The 16,532-nt window shown below is 66.9% G+C and carries 21 protein-coding genes; 6 read left to right on the forward strand and 15 right to left on the reverse strand.

Going from position 1 to position 16,532, the window contains the following annotated elements:
* Positions 1-12 precede the first annotated feature (12 nt).
* From rpsQ to rpsJ, 11 genes are read right to left on the reverse strand one after another with little or no spacing between them, the layout of a single operon-like run.
* On the reverse strand, positions 13-294 hold the full coding sequence (gene rpsQ / locus ABFX36_RS04225) for a 30S ribosomal protein S17 (protein ID WP_006895639.1): 282 nt from the start codon (positions 292-294) through the stop codon (positions 13-15).
* The gene (gene rpmC / locus ABFX36_RS04230) at positions 291-524 is read right to left on the reverse strand and encodes a 50S ribosomal protein L29 (protein ID WP_006895641.1); all 234 of its coding nucleotides are present in this window, start codon (positions 522-524) and stop codon (positions 291-293) included. The genes rpsQ and rpmC overlap by 4 nt, the downstream gene beginning before the upstream one ends.
* A complete protein-coding gene (rplP, locus tag ABFX36_RS04235; RefSeq protein WP_006895643.1) occupies positions 524-940 on the reverse strand; it encodes a 50S ribosomal protein L16 in 417 nt (138 codons plus the stop codon). Before rplP ends, rpmC begins: the two co-directional genes overlap by 1 nt.
* Before the next feature lie 4 nt (positions 941-944).
* Positions 945-1,751 carry a 30S ribosomal protein S3 gene (gene rpsC, locus ABFX36_RS04240; protein ID WP_006895645.1) on the reverse strand — a complete coding sequence of 269 codons (807 nt, stop codon included), beginning with the start codon at positions 1,749-1,751 and terminating at the stop codon, positions 945-947.
* Positions 1,752-1,754: 3 nt separating this feature from the next.
* Positions 1,755-2,162 carry a 50S ribosomal protein L22 gene (gene rplV, locus ABFX36_RS04245; RefSeq protein ID WP_006895646.1) on the reverse strand — a complete coding sequence of 136 codons (408 nt, stop codon included), beginning with the start codon at positions 2,160-2,162 and terminating at the stop codon, positions 1,755-1,757.
* A gap of 2 nt (positions 2,163-2,164) precedes the next feature.
* Positions 2,165-2,446, reverse strand: a complete 282-nt coding sequence (gene rpsS, locus ABFX36_RS04250) for a 30S ribosomal protein S19 (RefSeq protein WP_006895647.1) — start codon at positions 2,444-2,446, stop codon at positions 2,165-2,167.
* Between the two features lie 17 nt (positions 2,447-2,463).
* Complete coding sequence (rplB, locus tag ABFX36_RS04255; RefSeq protein WP_006895648.1) at positions 2,464-3,300, reverse strand: 50S ribosomal protein L2; 837 nt, start codon at positions 3,298-3,300, stop codon at positions 2,464-2,466.
* A gap of 32 nt (positions 3,301-3,332) precedes the next feature.
* Positions 3,333-3,638, reverse strand: a complete 306-nt coding sequence (rplW, locus tag ABFX36_RS04260; RefSeq protein ID WP_006895649.1) for a 50S ribosomal protein L23 — start codon at positions 3,636-3,638, stop codon at positions 3,333-3,335.
* A gap of 2 nt (positions 3,639-3,640) precedes the next feature.
* Positions 3,641-4,300 carry a 50S ribosomal protein L4 gene (gene rplD, locus ABFX36_RS04265; RefSeq protein ID WP_006895650.1) on the reverse strand — a complete coding sequence of 220 codons (660 nt, stop codon included), beginning with the start codon at positions 4,298-4,300 and terminating at the stop codon, positions 3,641-3,643.
* Positions 4,297-4,953 (reverse strand): 50S ribosomal protein L3, encoded by a 657-nt coding sequence (gene rplC / locus ABFX36_RS04270; protein WP_006895652.1) that lies wholly within the window; start codon positions 4,951-4,953, stop codon positions 4,297-4,299. The genes rplD and rplC overlap by 4 nt, the downstream gene beginning before the upstream one ends.
* 16 nt (positions 4,954-4,969) lie before the next feature.
* The gene (gene rpsJ, locus ABFX36_RS04275; RefSeq protein WP_003938093.1) at positions 4,970-5,275 is read right to left on the reverse strand and encodes a 30S ribosomal protein S10; all 306 of its coding nucleotides are present in this window, start codon (positions 5,273-5,275) and stop codon (positions 4,970-4,972) included.
* Between the two features lie 452 nt (positions 5,276-5,727).
* On the opposite strand from rpsJ, the gene ABFX36_RS04280 reads away from it, so the two are divergent.
* The 6 genes from ABFX36_RS04280 to ABFX36_RS04305 all read left to right on the forward strand — a co-directional run bounded on the left by ABFX36_RS04280 (position 5,728) and on the right by ABFX36_RS04305 (position 11,949).
* Positions 5,728-7,095 (forward strand): wax ester/triacylglycerol synthase domain-containing protein, encoded by a 1,368-nt coding sequence (locus ABFX36_RS04280; RefSeq protein ID WP_045536395.1) that lies wholly within the window; start codon positions 5,728-5,730, stop codon positions 7,093-7,095.
* 150 nt (positions 7,096-7,245) lie between these two features.
* A complete protein-coding gene (locus tag ABFX36_RS04285; RefSeq protein WP_231875644.1) occupies positions 7,246-8,409 on the forward strand; it encodes a lipid II:glycine glycyltransferase FemX in 1,164 nt (387 codons plus the stop codon).
* Between the two features lie 14 nt (positions 8,410-8,423).
* Positions 8,424-9,854, forward strand: coding sequence for a wax ester/triacylglycerol synthase domain-containing protein (locus tag ABFX36_RS04290; RefSeq protein WP_346075082.1), 1,431 nt, complete (start codon positions 8,424-8,426; stop codon positions 9,852-9,854).
* Positions 9,855-9,897: 43 nt separating this feature from the next.
* Positions 9,898-10,389, forward strand: coding sequence for a hotdog fold domain-containing protein (locus tag ABFX36_RS04295; protein ID WP_045536388.1), 492 nt, complete (start codon positions 9,898-9,900; stop codon positions 10,387-10,389).
* 138 nt (positions 10,390-10,527) lie between these two features.
* Positions 10,528-11,277, forward strand: coding sequence for a DsbA family protein (locus ABFX36_RS04300; protein WP_006895658.1), 750 nt, complete (start codon positions 10,528-10,530; stop codon positions 11,275-11,277).
* Between the two features lie 6 nt (positions 11,278-11,283).
* Positions 11,284-11,949: a vitamin K epoxide reductase family protein gene (locus tag ABFX36_RS04305; protein ID WP_006895659.1), complete on the forward strand. Its 666-nt coding sequence runs from the start codon at positions 11,284-11,286 to the stop codon at positions 11,947-11,949.
* On the opposite strand, the gene ABFX36_RS04310 is transcribed toward ABFX36_RS04305, so the two are convergent.
* From ABFX36_RS04310 to mftE, 4 genes are all read right to left on the reverse strand, one after another.
* On the reverse strand, positions 11,928-12,767 hold the full coding sequence (locus ABFX36_RS04310) for a PIG-L deacetylase family protein (RefSeq protein WP_006895660.1): 840 nt from the start codon (positions 12,765-12,767) through the stop codon (positions 11,928-11,930). The two genes, ABFX36_RS04305 and ABFX36_RS04310, sit on opposite strands and share 22 nt — an antisense overlap.
* A gap of 200 nt (positions 12,768-12,967) precedes the next feature.
* Entirely contained in the window at positions 12,968-14,278 is a 1,311-nt protein-coding gene (mftG, locus tag ABFX36_RS04315) for a mycofactocin system GMC family oxidoreductase MftG (protein ID WP_062365902.1), read from the reverse strand.
* Positions 14,279-14,296: 18 nt separating this feature from the next.
* On the reverse strand, positions 14,297-15,712 hold the full coding sequence (gene mftF / locus ABFX36_RS04320) for a mycofactocin biosynthesis glycosyltransferase MftF (RefSeq protein WP_082083834.1): 1,416 nt from the start codon (positions 15,710-15,712) through the stop codon (positions 14,297-14,299).
* On the reverse strand, positions 15,709-16,422 hold the full coding sequence (gene mftE / locus ABFX36_RS04325) for a mycofactocin biosynthesis peptidyl-dipeptidase MftE (protein ID WP_039867067.1): 714 nt from the start codon (positions 16,420-16,422) through the stop codon (positions 15,709-15,711). The genes mftF and mftE overlap by 4 nt, the downstream gene beginning before the upstream one ends.
* Positions 16,423-16,532: the final 110 nt, after the last annotated feature.

Consider the following 16,532-nt stretch of genomic DNA (forward strand, 5'->3'; position numbering starts at 1 on the left):
CGCGGATCGGGCCTACTTGGCCTTCTCGAGCACCTCGACCAGACGCCAGCGCTTGGTCGCCGACAGCGGTCGGGTCTCCATGATCCGGACGCGGTCGCCGACGCCGGCGATCTGCTCCTCGTCGTGCGCCTTGACCTTGCTGGTCGTGCGGATGATCTTGCCGTACAGCGCGTGGCGTGTACGATCCTCCAGCTCGACCGTGATGGTCTTGGTCATCTTGTCACTGACGACGTAGCCGATCCGCTCCTTGCGGCTGGCGCGATCTTCGGTGTTCACCTTCTGGTCCTCACTCATGCGTCTTCACCCTCCGGTCCGGACGCGAGGCCCAGCTCGCGCTCACGCATCACGGTGTAGACACGCGCGATCTCGCGGCGCACGGTGCGCAGACGACGGTTGTTGTCGAGCTGACCGGTGGCCATCTGGAAGCGAAGGTTGAAAAGCTCTTCCTTCGACTCCTTCAGGCGCGCGACCAGGTCGGTATCGCTGAGCTCACGGAGCTCAGAAGCAGCGACTCCGAGTGCCATCAGAACTGCTCCTCTCGGGTCACGATTCGGGTCTTCATGGGGAGCTTGTGCTGTGCGCGGCGCAGTGCCTCGCGAGCGGTCTCCTCATTGGGGTAGCTCATCTCGAACAGCACGCGGCCCGGCTTCACCGGGGCCACCCACCACTCGGGCGAGCCCTTACCGGAACCCATGCGGGTCTCGGCGGGCTTCTTCGTGATCGGGCGGTCCGGGAAGATGTTGATCCAGACCTTGCCGCCACGCTTGATGTGGCGGTTGATCGCGATACGAGCAGACTCGATCTGACGGTTGGTGATGTACGCACCTTCCAGAGCCTGGATGCCGTAGTCACCGAAGGTGACCTTGGTTCCGCCCTTGGCCCGGCCCTTCAGGCTGGGGTGGTGCTGCTTGCGGTGCTTGACCCTGCGAGGGATCAACATGGCCTCAGCCCTCCTGGTTCTCTGCAGACGCCGGAGCGGACGCGGTGGCGTCGGCGGCCGGAGCCTGCGCAGCGTCGCTGCTGCGACCGCCCTGGCCACCACGCGCGTCGCGGCGCGGACGGCTCGGACGACGCGGTCCGCGACGATCCTCGGCGGGCGCGGCTGCGGCCAGCTCACGACGGCCGCCGACGATATCGCCCTTGTAGATCCACACCTTCACGCCGATGCGGCCGAAGGTGGTACGTGCCTCGTAGAGCCCGTAGTCGATGTCGGCGCGCAGCGTGTGCAGCGGCACGCGTCCCTCGCGGTAGAACTCCTTGCGGCTCATCTCGGCACCGCCCAGACGACCCGAGCACTGGACTCGGATACCCTTGACGCCCGGCTGACGCATGGCCGACTGGATGGCCTTGCGCATCGCGCGGCGGAACGCCACACGGTTGCTGAGCTGCTCGGCGACGCCCTGCGCGACGAGCTGTGCGTCGGCCTCGGGGTTCTTGACCTCGAGGATGTTCAGCTGCACCTGCTTGCCGGTCAGCTTCTCCAGGTCGCCGCGGATGCGATCGGCCTCGGCGCCGCGGCGGCCGATGACGATGCCCGGACGAGCGGTGTGGATGTCGACGCGGACGCGGTCACGGGTGCGCTCGATCTCCACCTTGGAGATGCCGGCGCGCTCGAGGCCGGTGCTCAGCAGCTTGCGGATCGCGACGTCTTCCTTGACGTACTCCGCGTACTGCTTGTCGGCGTACCAACGTGAGTTCCAGTCCGTGGTGATGCCCAGCCGGAAGCCGTGCGGGTTGATCTTCTGGCCCACTGTTTAGGCTCCCTTCTTCTTCTGCTGGCGCGAACGAGCACGTCCGCCGTTCTCCGCAGCGGCGACGACCACGGTGATGTGGCTGGTGCGCTTGCGGATGCGGAAGGCGCGGCCCTGTGCACGCGGCTGGAACCGCTTCAGGGTCGGGCCCTCATCGGCGAAGGCCTCCGAGACGACGAGCGTCCGGCGGTCCAGGCCCACGTTGTTCTCAGCGTTCGCGACCGCGCTGGCGAGCACCTTGTAGACCGGCTCACTGGCCGCCTGCGGCGCGAACCGCAGGATGTCGAGAGCCTCGTCCACGTTCTTTCCGCGAACCAGGTCGATGACGCGGCGTGCCTTCATCGGGGTCACGCGAACGAACTTCGCGGTCGCCCGTGCACTCTGCACTGCGTTTTCAGTCTCAGTAGTCATGGTTACCGGCGCTTCGCTTTCCGGTCATCCTTGATGTGACCCTTGAAGGTACGGGTGGGAGCGAACTCGCCCAGCTTGTGACCCACCATCGAGTCGGACACGAACACGGGCACGTGCTTGCGACCGTCGTGGACCGCAAAGGTGTGACCGATGAAGTCGGGGATGATGGTCGAGCGGCGCGACCAGGTCTTGATGACCTGCTTGGTGCCCTTCTCGTTCTGTGCATCCACCTTCTTCAGGAGGTGGTCGTCGACGAACGGGCCCTTCTTCAGGCTGCGTGGCATTTTTTACCTCCTCCTAGTTATCGCTTGTTCTTGCCGGTACGACGGCGACGGACGATCATCTTGTCGCTGGCCTTGTTCTTGCGGGTGCGGCCCTCAGGCTGTCCCCACGGGCTCACCGGGTGGCGACCACCCGAGGTCTTGCCCTCACCACCGCCGTGCGGGTGGTCGACCGGGTTCATGACGACACCGCGGACGGTCGGGCGCTTGCCCTTCCAGCGCATACGGCCGGCCTTGCCCCAGTTGATGTTGCTCTGCTCGGCGTTGCCGACCTCGCCGACGGTGGCGCGGCAGCGCACGTCGACGCGGCGGATCTCACCGGAGGGCATGCGCAGGGTCGCGTACGGACCCTCCTTGCCCAGCAGCTGGATCGAGGCGCCGGCCGAACGAGCCATCTTGGCGCCGCCGCCCGGACGCAGCTCCACGTTGTGGATCTGGGTACCGGTCGGGATGTTGCGCAGCGGCAGGTTGTTGCCCGGCTTGATGTCGGCGTTGGGGCCGGATTCGACGACGTCGCCCTGCTTCAGGTTCTTCGGCGCCAGGATGTAGCGCTTCTCACCGTCCACGTAGTGCAGCAGCGCGATGCGCGCGGTGCGGTTGGGGTCGTACTCGATGTGCGCGACCTTGGCGTTGATGCCGTCCTTGTCGTTACGACGGAAGTCGATCAGACGGTAGGCGCGCTTGTGGCCGCCACCCTTGTGGCGGGTGGTGATCCGGCCGTGAGCGTTGCGGCCGCCGGTGCTGTGCAGCGGACGAACCAGCGACTTCTCCGGATGCGAACGGGTGACCTCGGAGAAGTCGGCACCGCTCGATCCGCGACGGCCCGGCGTCGTCGGCTTGTACTTACGAATTGCCATGAGTCTTAGTCCCTACTCTTCTTCGCGGGCGGTCAGGAGACCGCTCCCCCGAAGATCTCGATGGGCTTGCTGTCAGCGGACAGCGTCACGATGGCGCGCTTGGTGTTCTTGCGCTTGCCGTAGCCGTAACGGGTGCGCTTGCGCTTGCCCTGACGATTGGCGGTGTTGACGCTGGAGACCTTCACATCGAAGATCTGCTCGATGGCGATCTTGATCTGAGTCTTGTTCGAATCCGGGTGCACCAGGAACGTGTACACGTTGTCTTCGATCAGCCCGTAAGCCTTCTCCGAGATCACCGGCGCCAGGATGATGTCACGCGGGTCTGCCTGCGTAGCCATTCCTAGGCCTCCTTCTTCTGGTTCTGCTCGATGAAGGCGTTCAGGGTCTCAACGCTGAACACGACCTCATCCGAGTCGAGGACGTCGTAGGTGTTGAGCTGATCCGGCGCGATCGGCAGGACGTTGCCCAGGTTGGCGACGCTCTTCCACGCGGTGACGTCCTCACGGGACAGCACCACCAGGAACTTGCGACGCTCGCTCAGCTTCGCCAGGAACTCGCGAGCAGCCTTGGTCGACGGGGTCTGGCCGGCGACGAGCTCGGTCACCACGTGGATGCGCTCGTTGCGAGCACGGTCCGACAGGGCGCCGCGCAGCGCAGCGGCCTTGACCTTCTTGTTGACCTTCTGCGTGTAGTCACGCGGCTGCGGACCGTGAACGGTGCCGCCGCCGGTGAACTGCGGAGCGCGGATCGAGCCCTGACGAGCGCGGCCGGTGCCCTTCTGGCGGTACGGCTTGGCGCCGCCGCCGGAGACCTCGCCACGCGTCTTGGTCGAATGCGTGCCCTGGCGGGCGGCGGCCTGCTGGGCCACGACCACCTGGTGCATGAGCGCGATGTTCGCGGTCTGGTCGAAGAGCTCGGCCGGCAGGTCGACGGTGCCATTGGTGGTGCCGTCGGCGTTGCGGACGTCGAGCGTCAGCTTGGTTGCGGTTTCGGTGCTCACTTGGCGCCACCCTTCACTGCGTCGCGGACCACCACGATGCCGCCCTTGCGGCCGGGGATCGCGCCCTTGATCAACAGCAGACCGGCTTCGGCGTCCACCTTGTGGACGGTCAGGTTCTGCGTGGTCACCTTGTCGGAGCCCATGCGGCCTGCCATGCGGGTGCCCTTGAAGACACGACCCGGCGTGGCGCAGCCACCGATGGAGCCCGGCGAACGGTGCACGCGGTGCGCACCGTGGCTGGCACCCAGACCGGCGAAGCCGTGACGCTTCATGACACCGGCGAAGCCCTTGCCCTTGGAAGTACCGGTTACGTCCACCTTCACGCCTTCGGCGAAGATGTCGGCACCCAGCTCCTGGCCGACCTCGAACTCCGAGATGTCGTTGACACGGATCTCGGTGAGGTGGCGGCGCGGGGTGACGCCGGCCTTGGCGAACTGGCCGGCGACCGGCTTGCTCACCTTGCGGGGGTCGACGGCGCCGTACGCGAGCTGAACGGCGGTGTAGCCGTCACGGTCTGCGGTGCGCAGCTGGGTGACGACGTTGGAGCCGGTCGCGATGACGGTCACCGGGACGACCCGGTTGTTCTCGTCGAAAACCTGGGTCATGCCGAGCTTGGTGCCCAGGATGCCCTTGGTTGCATTCTGATTGCTCATTTGATTCAATCCCCCGTCACTGAATGTTGACGTCGACACTCGCCGGGAGATCGATGCGCATCAGCGCGTCGACCGTCTTCGGCGTCGGGTCGAGGATGTCGATGAGTCGCTTGTGCGTGCGCATCTCGAAGTGTTCGCGGCTGTCCTTGTACTTATGCGGCGAACGGATGACGCAGTACACGTTCTTTTCGGTGGGCAACGGCACCGGGCCGACCACGCGCGCACCCGTGCGGGTCACGGTCTCCACGATCTTGCGCGCAGAAGCGTCGATCGCCTCGTGGTCGTAGGCCTTGAGCCTGATGCGGATCTTCTGTCCCGCCACGCTGTGTCCTCTTCCGTCTGTTCATCTCTCGACAGCACAACACCGCGTGACTCCACACCCGAGATCACTCACGGGCGGCAACTGATGCCACATGACCACGCCTTGACATTTGGCGGATCGACGCTGTTCTACTGTCGTTGTACGGTGCCGAACTCTCGTCCGGCTGCCGACTCTCGTCGGCTTCGCCTCCGGCACCCGCGGTCGGGCGTGTCGGTCCGGTTCCCCGGATGAGAATTCATCCGAGCCCACACTGTGGGTCCCGCGTTACACGCCCGGATCCGCGCTTTGCGGTCCTGGAAGTTTGTTCGCCCCTACGCGAGGCAACCTGAATAGTATGCACCACCCCGCCGATGAGCTCAAATCCGCCGACGCGCCCGATTCCGTGGGTGACTCGCGACTGACGTCCCGCACTTCGCGAGATAGTCTGAACAGACGACACTACTGTCGTCTGTATGACCGACATTCATGATGCTGTCCCGCTGAGCGTCCGCGACACCGTCGCTCTGACCCCCGCCGTCACGTCCGTCATCCACTGCGACGTCGTCGCCACCACCGGGGAGTCACTCGACGTCTCCCGAGTCGCCGCCTGGATGAGGGAACGACTCGACTGCTGGCCGATGTTCACCCGCACGCTGCGGCACTCATGGGGCCACGCCGGCCTGCCGCACTGGGTCACGGATCCGTCTGTCGACGTCGCCGCGCACATCCGGGTCGTCGACGGCGGCGAGCCGGCGGGCGCGGAGCGGATCGTGGCGGAACTGGTCTCGACGCCGGTCGATCTGTCGCGGCCGCCGTGGGATCTGACGGTGATCACCGGCGTGACCGGCATGGATCTCGACTACCCCGAACCGGTCACGTTGGTGGTGCTGCGCACCCATCACGCGGCCGGCGACGGAACCAAGATCGCCGCGGTCATGCGCCGCGCGCTGCGCGACGAGCCGGTGCCCGCTCCACCCGTCCCCGGCCACCGGCCGCCCGGGAACCTGAGATCGGCGCTGTCGATCCCGGCCGCACTGGTGCGTCATCTCGCGGCGCTGCCGGGTCTGTCACGGCACGCGGCCAACCTGAAGTCGGTCGAACTCCCCCGGGGAACGCGCTTCAACCACGCCCTGCGCGGACCGATTCACATCGGTTCGGTGCCGTTGAGTCTGCGCGAGGTCCGCGCGGTCCGCGACGTTGTTCCGGGAGCCACCGTCAACGATGCGGTCACCGCGATCATCGGCCGGGCGCTGTTCGAGACCTTGACGGAGCTCGACGGCGGCGAGCCGGCGGTGCCGCTGTACGCCGCGTCGCCCTTCCAGGCCGACGATCTGACCGCTGACGCCAACTCGTTCTCCGAGGAGATCGTGGAACTGCACGGCGACGAATCCGACCCGATCGAGCGGCTCCGGCGAGTACACGCCTCGACCGCGGCTGCCAAGGCGCGGGTCCGCAGTGAGGATGCGATCGCCTTCCGCGCCTTGCAGACTCGGCTCGCACCGACTGTCCTCGGTCTGTCCAGGAAACGGGCTCAGCGATCCGGCGTCGCCGAAGCAGGCGTCGATTCCCCGGCCGCGAGCACCGCCGCCACGCTGATCTCCAACGTCCGCAGCGATCTCGTCGACGCCACCTTCCTCGGTGATCCGGTGATCGACCAGTTGATGTGGCTCAACATCGGCGATCGGATGACGTTGCAGCATGTGGTCACCTCGCTCGGCGACCGGCTGACGATCAACGTGACGGCAGACCTCAGCGCGTTGCGCGACTTGGACGACTACCTCGGCAAGCTCCGTCATCACGCTGCCGTTCTCACCGACGCCTGCGTGAACACCATCCACTGAACTCCGGGCGCCCGCCCCGTCTCCGCGGACGGAATTGGGCCGAACGTGCGACTGACCGCGTACCCAGGGCGGCGATAGGCTGCATTCTCATGCGTTTTCAGAAAGAGGAGCAGCACCGAGAAGCGCGGGATGTGTAAGTCGGATACAGATGTGAAGAACGCGACGTTCGCCCTCGGCGAGGCCAGACAGGCGACAGCCGGCGAGATCGAGCGATGGGACGACCTGATCCGCGCCAACCCCGATGGAGGTTCGGTCTTCCGGTCTCGCGCGTTCGCACACACCCAGCAGCTCGCAGGGCATCACGTCGAATATCTGATGGTCGGCGACCTGGCTGTGTTGGCTGTGGTCGCGACTGTCCCGACGCTCGGCGACTACTGGCAGATCCCCGGTCCGGGTGTCACCTCGGTCGAGGACCTCGTTCTCGTCGTCGATTCACTCACCCCGCTGGCTGCTGAACTCGGCGTGATGACGATTCGCGTCGATCCGTATATTCCCGCCTCCGAGCAGGCTGAGGCTACCCTGATCGCACACGGTCTGAGTCGGACGATGACCTGGACCATCGAGCACACCATCCTGGTCGATCTGAGTGGCACGGACGAGGATGTCCTGGCCAGATTCAGCACGCGGGCCCGGCGATGGATCAAGCGTGCGACCCGTGAGGATGTGGTGGTGGAGCGGGTCGAGGCGACCGATGCGAACTGCCGAATCAATTTCGATCTCCTCCGATCCACCGCGAACGGACGATTCGGGATACCCGATCTCCACACTGCGACGACGACGTACCAGCACCTGCAGAAGTCCGGCGCCGGTCAGTTGTTCTTCGCCCGCCGGCGAGGAGAGGTGGTCGCCACGGCTTTCGCACTCAGATTCGGTCATCGCGCCCTCTACCTGACCGGCGCCTCCGTGCGCAGTGCATCGGACGACAGTTCCTCGAGCGGCCTCGGGACCACCGGCGCCGGGCACGCCGTCCAATGGGAGATCATGAGGTGGGCGCGCGAGAACGGCTGCACCGAGTACGACTTGTACGGGTCGCCCTCTCGCGCTCATCTCGACACACCCGAGCACCCACTCCACGGGGTGGGTCAATTCAAGCTCAGCTTCAGCAAGAACGTCGTCGACTACGTCGGCTGCTACCAACGTCCCGTCAGCAGGCTCCGCACCGTGCTGCTCGACACCGCCGACCACGTCCTCATGACGATGGCCCGGTCGCCTGGCATAGCGGCATTGCGCCGCCGTCCTGTCATCGCCAACCCCGACCTGGACTGGTTTCGGTGGGCTCCGGCGAACTCCGTCCGCGCACTGCTGCGCCACTGAACCGAGGTCCCACGATGGAACGCCTACAGCCCAAGGACGCGATGTTCGTCTACACCGACGGACCGCGATCTCGTCAGATCACCGTGTGCTGTGGTTTCTTCGTGAGCGCCGCTGATCACGACCTGCCGCTGGAGTCCGCCGTGCACGAGTGGTTCGCCGCACGCACGCGCGGGCCACTCTTTCGTCGCAGGCTCCGACGGTCGATGCTCGACCTCGAGTACCCCGTCTGGGTGCACGACGACGACTTCCGTCTCGATCGCCATTTGTTCATGCACGACCCGATGACCTCGGACGGCTTCCTCGAGTTCCTCGGAGAACTGGCCGAATCCGCTATGGATTTGTCCCGTCCACTGTGGGAGATCCATGTGAGCCGGTGCCCCGACGGATTCGGCCCGATAGCGGACCAGGGCTTCGCCGTGGCCGTCCGCATCCACCACGCCGCTGCGGACGGGATCGCGCTCCAAGCGATCCTCGCCAGTCTGTTCGGGCCGGAGCCATCGGTCGAGAGTTCTGAACCGGACGTGCCGCAGGCGTCCGACAGCCACACGCGCGGCGCCGCGCTCATGCAGGTTTCTCGGGCTCTCACCGAATTCCGTCGGGCGGCTCGCAACTATCGGGGTGCGCTCGATGAGAGAGACAAGGTGCGCGCCACGGCGCGCTACACCGTACCGACAGCCGAGCGGACCGTCACCCCGGTCGACGGTCCCGTCGGACCCAAGCGCGGCGTGGCCGTCGTCTACTGGCCGTGGGCGGAGATCCGACAGATCCGTCGCGGTGTCGGCGCGGCCACCGTCAACGACCTTGTTCTCACCGTGATCGGCAGGGCGATGCACGATTATCTTTGCGCTGTCGGCAGCCCGCCGGACGGCTCACTGGTGGCGTCGGTTCCCATGACGGTCCGGCCACGGGAAGCCGACGGCACCGTGGCCGAGGACAACGGACGAGGGAACAACCGATTCGTCATGATGACGGTCGACCTCCACAGCACCGAACCGGACCCGATCACTCGACTCCGGGCGGTCCACGACGCAGTGCTGGGCGAGCGCCTCAGACTCAGCCATAGTGCCGAGGCTTCCGCGGATGCGACCGTCGGTTACGTACCGCCGGGTTTCCTGGTCCGGGCACTGCGACGACGAACAGAAGACTCCCGCGGCTATCCACGGCGCGCCGAGCCCGACGACCGACCTTTCAATACGTCGGTGATGACCGCTTACCGGCTGCCGTTCGAACTCCGTCTCCTGGACTGTCGGCAGGCCTGCGGGCTGGTATTCGGGCCGATCAACGGCACGGGCATCTCCCACGCGCACGGTGCCGGCGACGACTGGTGCGGGGTCACGGCGCTGTGCGACACCGATCTCGTACCGGACCCGTCCGTGTACGCGTCAGCGCTCGACGCAGCGTACGCAGATCTCCGGAACGCCACCCTCGGCACCACTGCCGGATAGCATCGACGATCGACCCGAGTCCAGCCCGATAGCATCGGGACTCATGACTGCAACTCCCGGTAACACCAACAGTGCGACGCACTCCCTCCGCAAGCGTCTGCCCGGTGGTCGGCTCGGCAACGCACTGTTCTCGCTCGGCATGGTCGCGCGCGTGCCGTACTTCGGCACCATTCTCCCGCTCGTCGAGGAGATGGAACCCGGATACTGCCGTGTCTCGGCGCCCAACTGGTTCGGCGTTCACAACCACCTCGGAACCTTTCACGCCATCGCGGCCTGCAATCTCGCCGAGACCGCGATGGGGATGTTGATGGAGGCCACCGTGCCGACGGGGCACCGCTGGATCCCCAAGGCGATGAGCACGCAGTACCTCGCCAAGGCCACCACGCGACTGACCGCCCACGCGGAGTTGGCCGAACCGGTGGACTTCTCGACCATCACCGAGGGTCGTGAAGTGATGGTCACGATCCGGATCCTCGATACTGCGGGAACCGAGGTGGTCCACTGCGACATCACCACCTGGGTGACGCCGAAGTGACCGAATCAGGCACGCCCTTGGTCCTTTCCGCAGGTCTGTAATGAGTTTCTCAGTCGACTGCCAGTAGGGTTGCACTCGTAACCGCCGGACACACAGGGTGGCCGGAGACTCGCTGAGCGATAGCGGAGGAAGAGAATCGTGGCCCAGAAGAACCGGACCGTCATCGATCCTCGGCAGGCCGAGCGCCGCCGTTCCCTCATCTACAAAATCGGTGCGGCGGTGGTGCTGATCGTCATCGCAGTCGGCGTCACGTTCTGGGCGATCAACCACAACAAGGACAGCGCCTCGACCACCGGCGGTTCCGACACGCCCACCGTGATGCGGCCGGACGGCTCCATCCGGATCACCAGTGCGCCGGCGGGCACGGAGCCCAAGGTCGTCATCACCACCGTCGAGGACTTCCAGTGCCCCGGGTGCCGTGCCTTCGAGCAGAGCTTCGGCGGCACCCTCGCCGAACTCGAGAAGAACCCGCAGGTCGCTGTCGACTACCACCCGATCGCATTCCTCGACCGGATGTCGACCACGAATTACTCCAGCCGCGCCATGAACGCGTCCACGTGCGTCGCCGAATCGACCGCCAAGAACGGCGACTGGAGCATCTGGCTCAAGTTCCACAATCTCCTCTTCACCAACCAGCCCGAGGAGGGCGGCGCCGGACTCCCGGACAGCGAACTGATCTCGCTCGCGAAGCAGGCCGGCGCGGAAGGCATCACCGACTGCATCGAGAACAACCAGTTCGGTCAGTGGGTGGCCAAGCAGACCGCCGACACGACAAGCAATCCCGAGTTCCAGGGCACTCCGTGGATCCGCATCAACGGACAGCAGTTCGACCCGCAGGCGGGACCGCAGGGCCTGACCGACGCCGTCAACGCGGCCCTCGCGAAGTAGCCCGCCATGACGGATGAGACGCCGGCCGAGATCGAGGACGGTTCGCCCGTAGTCACGGCGAGCGACGTTGAGACCGCACCGCCCGCCCCCCGGGGCTTCTGGCGAGAGCGTCGCCCGGTGCCCGTGGTGGCCGCCTGGGTGCTGCTGGTGTGCGGTGTTCTCGGGATGGCTGCCGCGGTCGCACTGACGCTCGACCGCATCCAACTGCTCATCGATCCGTCGTTCACGCCCGCGTGCAGCATCAATCCGATCATCTCGTGCGGATCGGTGATGGTGACCGATCAGGGCAAGTTCTTCGGATTCCCGAATCCGCTGCTCGGCCTGCCCGCCTTCGCGGTGATCCTGGTGACCGCCGTGCTGTCGATCGCACGAGTCCGACTGCCACGCTGGTACTGGGCCGGACAGGCCGTCGTCTCGGCACTCGGCCAGGTCTTCGTCGGCTACTTGATCTTCCAGAGCCTCTACCGCATTCACGCGCTGTGCCCGTACTGCATGGTGGTGTGGACGCTGATGCCGGTGGTGCTGATCCTCAGCATCTCGCGCGTGCTGCCCGACTCGCGCGGCGGCCGGTCGGCCCGCGAGTGGCTGTGGATCGCGCTGCCCGTCTACTACGTGGTCGTGATCGCCATGATCACCGTCCAGTTCTGGGACTACTGGCGCACGCTGATCTGAGAGCCGCAGAGGCTGTGATAGCACTCGACGCCGAGTCGGTCACGGTCCATCCACGCCGATCCGAAGGTCTTCTCGAGTCCGCCGATCTGGGTACGGTACTCGTTGGTCGCGGCCAGCTTTCCCGCCCACTCCTCATCCGCCAGCGGGAGCAGTGAGGCGACGAGCGCCGAGTCGGTCTCGACCTCCCGGCACCCGTCGGCCTCCGAACACACCGTGTACGGCCGCTCGCACACCGTCACCAGATCGACGCCGGTGCGCTCGCGGCATTCCTGCGCCAACCGATGCGTGCGTCGGTGATCCGGATGACGAGCGGAGGCGGGGTGCGTGACGATCGTCTGAACATCGTGATCCCGAAGCAGTGCCGTCGCCGCGTCGACCGCGTGTCGATAGCGCGTGCGGCTCGACCGCGAGTACTGCACCTCGTAATCGCCCAGGGCGAACGTCGGTACGCCCGCCGCTGCACACGCCGCGGCGTGCTCGGCTCTGCGCACGTCGATCACTTCGGCCGGTGTCAGTGCGAGTCCGCAGTAGTAGTCCCACTCGGCGAATACCGGACGGCCCACGAATCTGGCCGCGACCTTCACCGGCAATGAGTTGCGAAGCGCCGGCGGCAGCGATCGTCGACGGAACTCGCCCCATCGACCCCGTGGGCACTCGGTGCACAGGACTATGTCGATGGCTCCGCCGCTCGCATGCGCCATGGCGTGAAAGGCGTCGAAGACGCTGTCGTCGTAGTGTGCGAAGAGGAAGGCACACCTCGCCTCACCGCTCATCACCGCCGCCAGCGACCGCTCTTGGTAATCGCGCTCACTCATCATCGCGCCGACGCTAATGGCCGGTGTGGACCATCAGAATCGGTCGTTCAGCCGGATAATGCGCTGACCAGGCAGGCCAACGGATTTTACAGCAGAGAACCCCCGTGAACTGCGGTTTCCGGCCGATCCGGTGCCGACCTTCTCCGACCTTCCGGAAGCGGCGCGACGAACTTCATCTGATCGCCCGACTCGGCGCGGGCAGATCAGACCGACTCGCCCGCCACCAGTTCCTCGGCGATCAGCGCCGCCGTCGCCATCACACTCGCGTGCGGCCCCGAACGCAGCGGCGCGGGCAGCACCGACCCGTCGGCGACGTGGAGCCCGGGAACGCCGTGAACGGAACCGTCCGGTGCCACGGTCGCCCCCAGCGGGAGCGTCCCCCAGGCATGTGACGACAGCCCGACCACCGGATCCACCGTCACCGATCCCGGCTCGACGAGGCCGTCGAACGCCGGCGAGTGCAGCATCTCCAGCACCTCGTCAACTCCCTCCGACAACCGCTCGAGACCGCCGGCGTCGGGCACACCGAGATCGATCACCACCTCATCGCCCTCGATGCCGATGCGCCCGGTGGTGCCGTGAGTCATGTCCGCGACTCCGATCGGGACGCCCCCGGCTGGAATCCCATCGATGAACGACGCGAAATCATCGCTGTAGCAGCGGATTTCGAGGCCGTCTGCGGTGTGCACCACGGTCGGCAGCAGCACCTGCGTCCGGAGGGGGCGCCGAGCGGCGAAGCGCACCAGCGATTCGGGATGCTCGTACACCGACAGTTCCCCGCCCAGCAGCGGCAACACCAGCTCTGCCGTGCCCAGCGTGCCCGCGGTGAGCACCACGGTGGCGGCGTCGATGCGCCCGGCGGCGGTGTGCACTCCCGTCACCCGTCCACCCGCAGAGGCCAGCGATATCACCTCGCTCCCGCCTCGGACCGCGGGGGCGAAGGCATCCATCGCCGTCCACCGCCGTAACACTCCCCCGTCGCGGATGCTGTTGCTGCGGACCCGATTCACGCCGACCACCGGCCAAGCGCCCTCGGGTCCCGCGGCCACGCGGGTTCGCCAATAAGTCTCGAAGGCCGACCCCGCCGGACCGAGTTCGCCGTCGAGAACCTCCCGCACGCGCATCACCCCGCCCCCGGCGGCACCGCCGTCGAGCACGTCGAAGGCGTCGTCGATCCGGCTCGCCGGCCACGGCCACGCCGCATAGTCGTCGCGGTGTCCGCGCAGGAAATAGCCGCCGTTGACCGCGGACGACCCGCCGGCGCCATAGCCGCGCACCACATCGCGTCCGCGCCGCTCCCGCACTCGCCGCACGCGCTCGCTTCCCGGCGCGATCGGCAGCCGGCTCATCGCGGTCACCGCCGTACGCGGAGGTAGGGCATGCCCCGCCTCGAGAAGCAGGGTCTTCCTGCCAGCATCGCGCGACAGCCGATCGGCCACCACGCACCCGGCGCTGCCCGCTCCCACGACGACCACGTCGGCGGTCTCGACGGCACGCGCCCGGTGGCCGCTCATCGCCTCACGCGGTCCGTGTCAGCGGGTGACGACAGGCCGCAGCGCCGACCAGTCGCGATTGGTCACCGCACCCTGCCACAGGCCGAGTCCGTAGGCGAAGTCGTCGAGCCGCCGGATCACCGAGTACCCCACCGGTTCCACCATCGGCGACGACGGCTCGGCGATCCGGGATCGCAACCACATCACCGCAGCCTCGGCCACCGCGGCCTCAAGGAACCACCGTCGGAATCGCGACGAGACCACCAGACCGAGCAGCGACAGCGGCCAGTAGTGACGCAGGGCCGCCGACCAGATCTGCAGGACACCGTAGCCCAGCGCTCGGCCGACGTTGCGCGCTGCGATGAGGTCACGCGCCGGCACGCCTGCGAGCGGCTTCCGGATGCGACCGAAGATCCAGCCGGAGACCAGCATCGCCACTCCCAGGCCGATCCTGGTCCGAGTCAGCAGCGACACCACCGCGACCGCCAGCGGAATGCTCGTCATCACCGGAGCGGCCAACCGATCATGCCGACTCGCGAGTTCAGCCGCGCCGGTGCCGTAGAAGCGACGGCGGTCGAGCATCGCCCGGAGCGACTGCCGATGGTCGTGTGCGACGTGCGCGACCGGGTCGTATCGGACCACCCAACCGGCCGCGTGCGTGCGCCAGCACAGATCGACGTCCTCAGCTACACGCAGCGACTCATCGAACCGGGCGAAGGCGGCGCGACGCACCACCATCGCCGCGCTCGGCACGTACGCGATCTGAGTGCCCGGCCGCACCGGGCCCTCATTCGGCCCCATGTCCAGTGAGGAGTACCTGTTCGCGTAGGCCGCCACCGGCGTCCGTCCGTCGCGGCCCGCGGTGTCGCCGAGTCCGACGATCCGCGGTGCGACGATCGCGACCGCGGGATCGGAGAAGTGACTCAGCAGCATCGTCAGCCACTCACCGCACGGGCGGGTGTCTGAGTCGAGGAAGGCGACGAACTCGGTGTCGGCGGCGTCGAAACCGGCGTTGCGCGCGGCCGCGGGCCCCGCGTTCACCTCCAGCCGGATCACACGGAGGCGTTCGTCGTCGGGAACAGTCATCGGCCGCGACGAGGCATCGTCCACCACGATCACCCGCAGCCCGGGAAGCGCTTCGACGAGTCGGTCCACACCCGCCTGATTGTCGCGCACCGGGATCACCACCGTGACCTCGCACTCCTTGGGTCCGACCATCGGGCGCGGGTGTGCGATTCCGGCGTCGAGCAGGGTTCGGGCGAGGCTGCGCGTCCCGGCGTCGCTGACTTCGATCCGACCGTCCGCGGAAGTCATCCCCAGCGCTGCATCCGAGAGCTTCAGCACCCGCAGCGGCGAGCCGCCGACCAGGTTGCGGAGGTCGCCGCGCCGAACGCAGCGCGGATCGATCTGGACCTGGAACCCTACCGGGAGGTCGGCGTTCACCGGTGGCGTCACCGAAGCCTCCCCGCCTCGTCGACGTCCCAGGCACGCACCGATTCCGCCAACTGCCCGGCCAGGTCCGCAAGGAGCCGACGACCGAGCGCCGGATTCGCGGCAGTGGGATCGCCGAGCACTCCGGTGGCCGAGACGGCCGCGACGCCACCCTTTCGCATCGGATCGAGCAGTTCGGCGATCGGCGCCGTGTTCCCGGCCGCGAGCAGGTCCCGGCGGACCGACTCCGGCGCGAGGTCCAGTACCACGCTCGTCTCGGTGAGGCCGGCATGCGCGTCGGCCGACGGGAACGCACAGGGAAACCAGGCCGCGTCGCGTCCCTCGTAGCGCAACCGCGCGACGGCGTCCGCGATCGCGTGCGCGTTGCCGCCGTGGGCGTTCACGAACAGCAGCCGACCGGCCCAGCGCATCGCGCTGCGCCCGTACTCGAGAACCAGCAGTCGGAGGGCCTCACGCCCGATCGAGACGGTCCCCGGGAAGCCCTCGTGCTCGCCCGAAGCGCCGTACGAGATCGACGGCGCCACCAGAACATCCGACGAATCATCCAGTGCGGCAACCGCTTCGCGCGACACGGCGTCTGCAATGCGCGCATCTGTGTCGAGCGGCAGATGCGGGCCATGCTGTTCGACAGCCCCGACCGGCACGACTAACGTCGGCTCGGCCCCGACCAGTTCATGCCACGTCCGGGACGCCAATTCGGTCGCCGGTGTCATTGCGACAACGTTACCGACGTGCCCCCTGGCTAGGGAACCGTTGGGGCCCTTTTGCCGGTCTGCGCGCCTCATCCGAACCACTGACACCATCAGTGCGAATCCGGTACACG

It is taken from the genome of Gordonia cholesterolivorans, assembly GCF_039531975.1.
Classification (GTDB): Bacteria; Actinomycetota; Actinomycetes; order Mycobacteriales; family Mycobacteriaceae; genus Gordonia; species Gordonia sihwensis.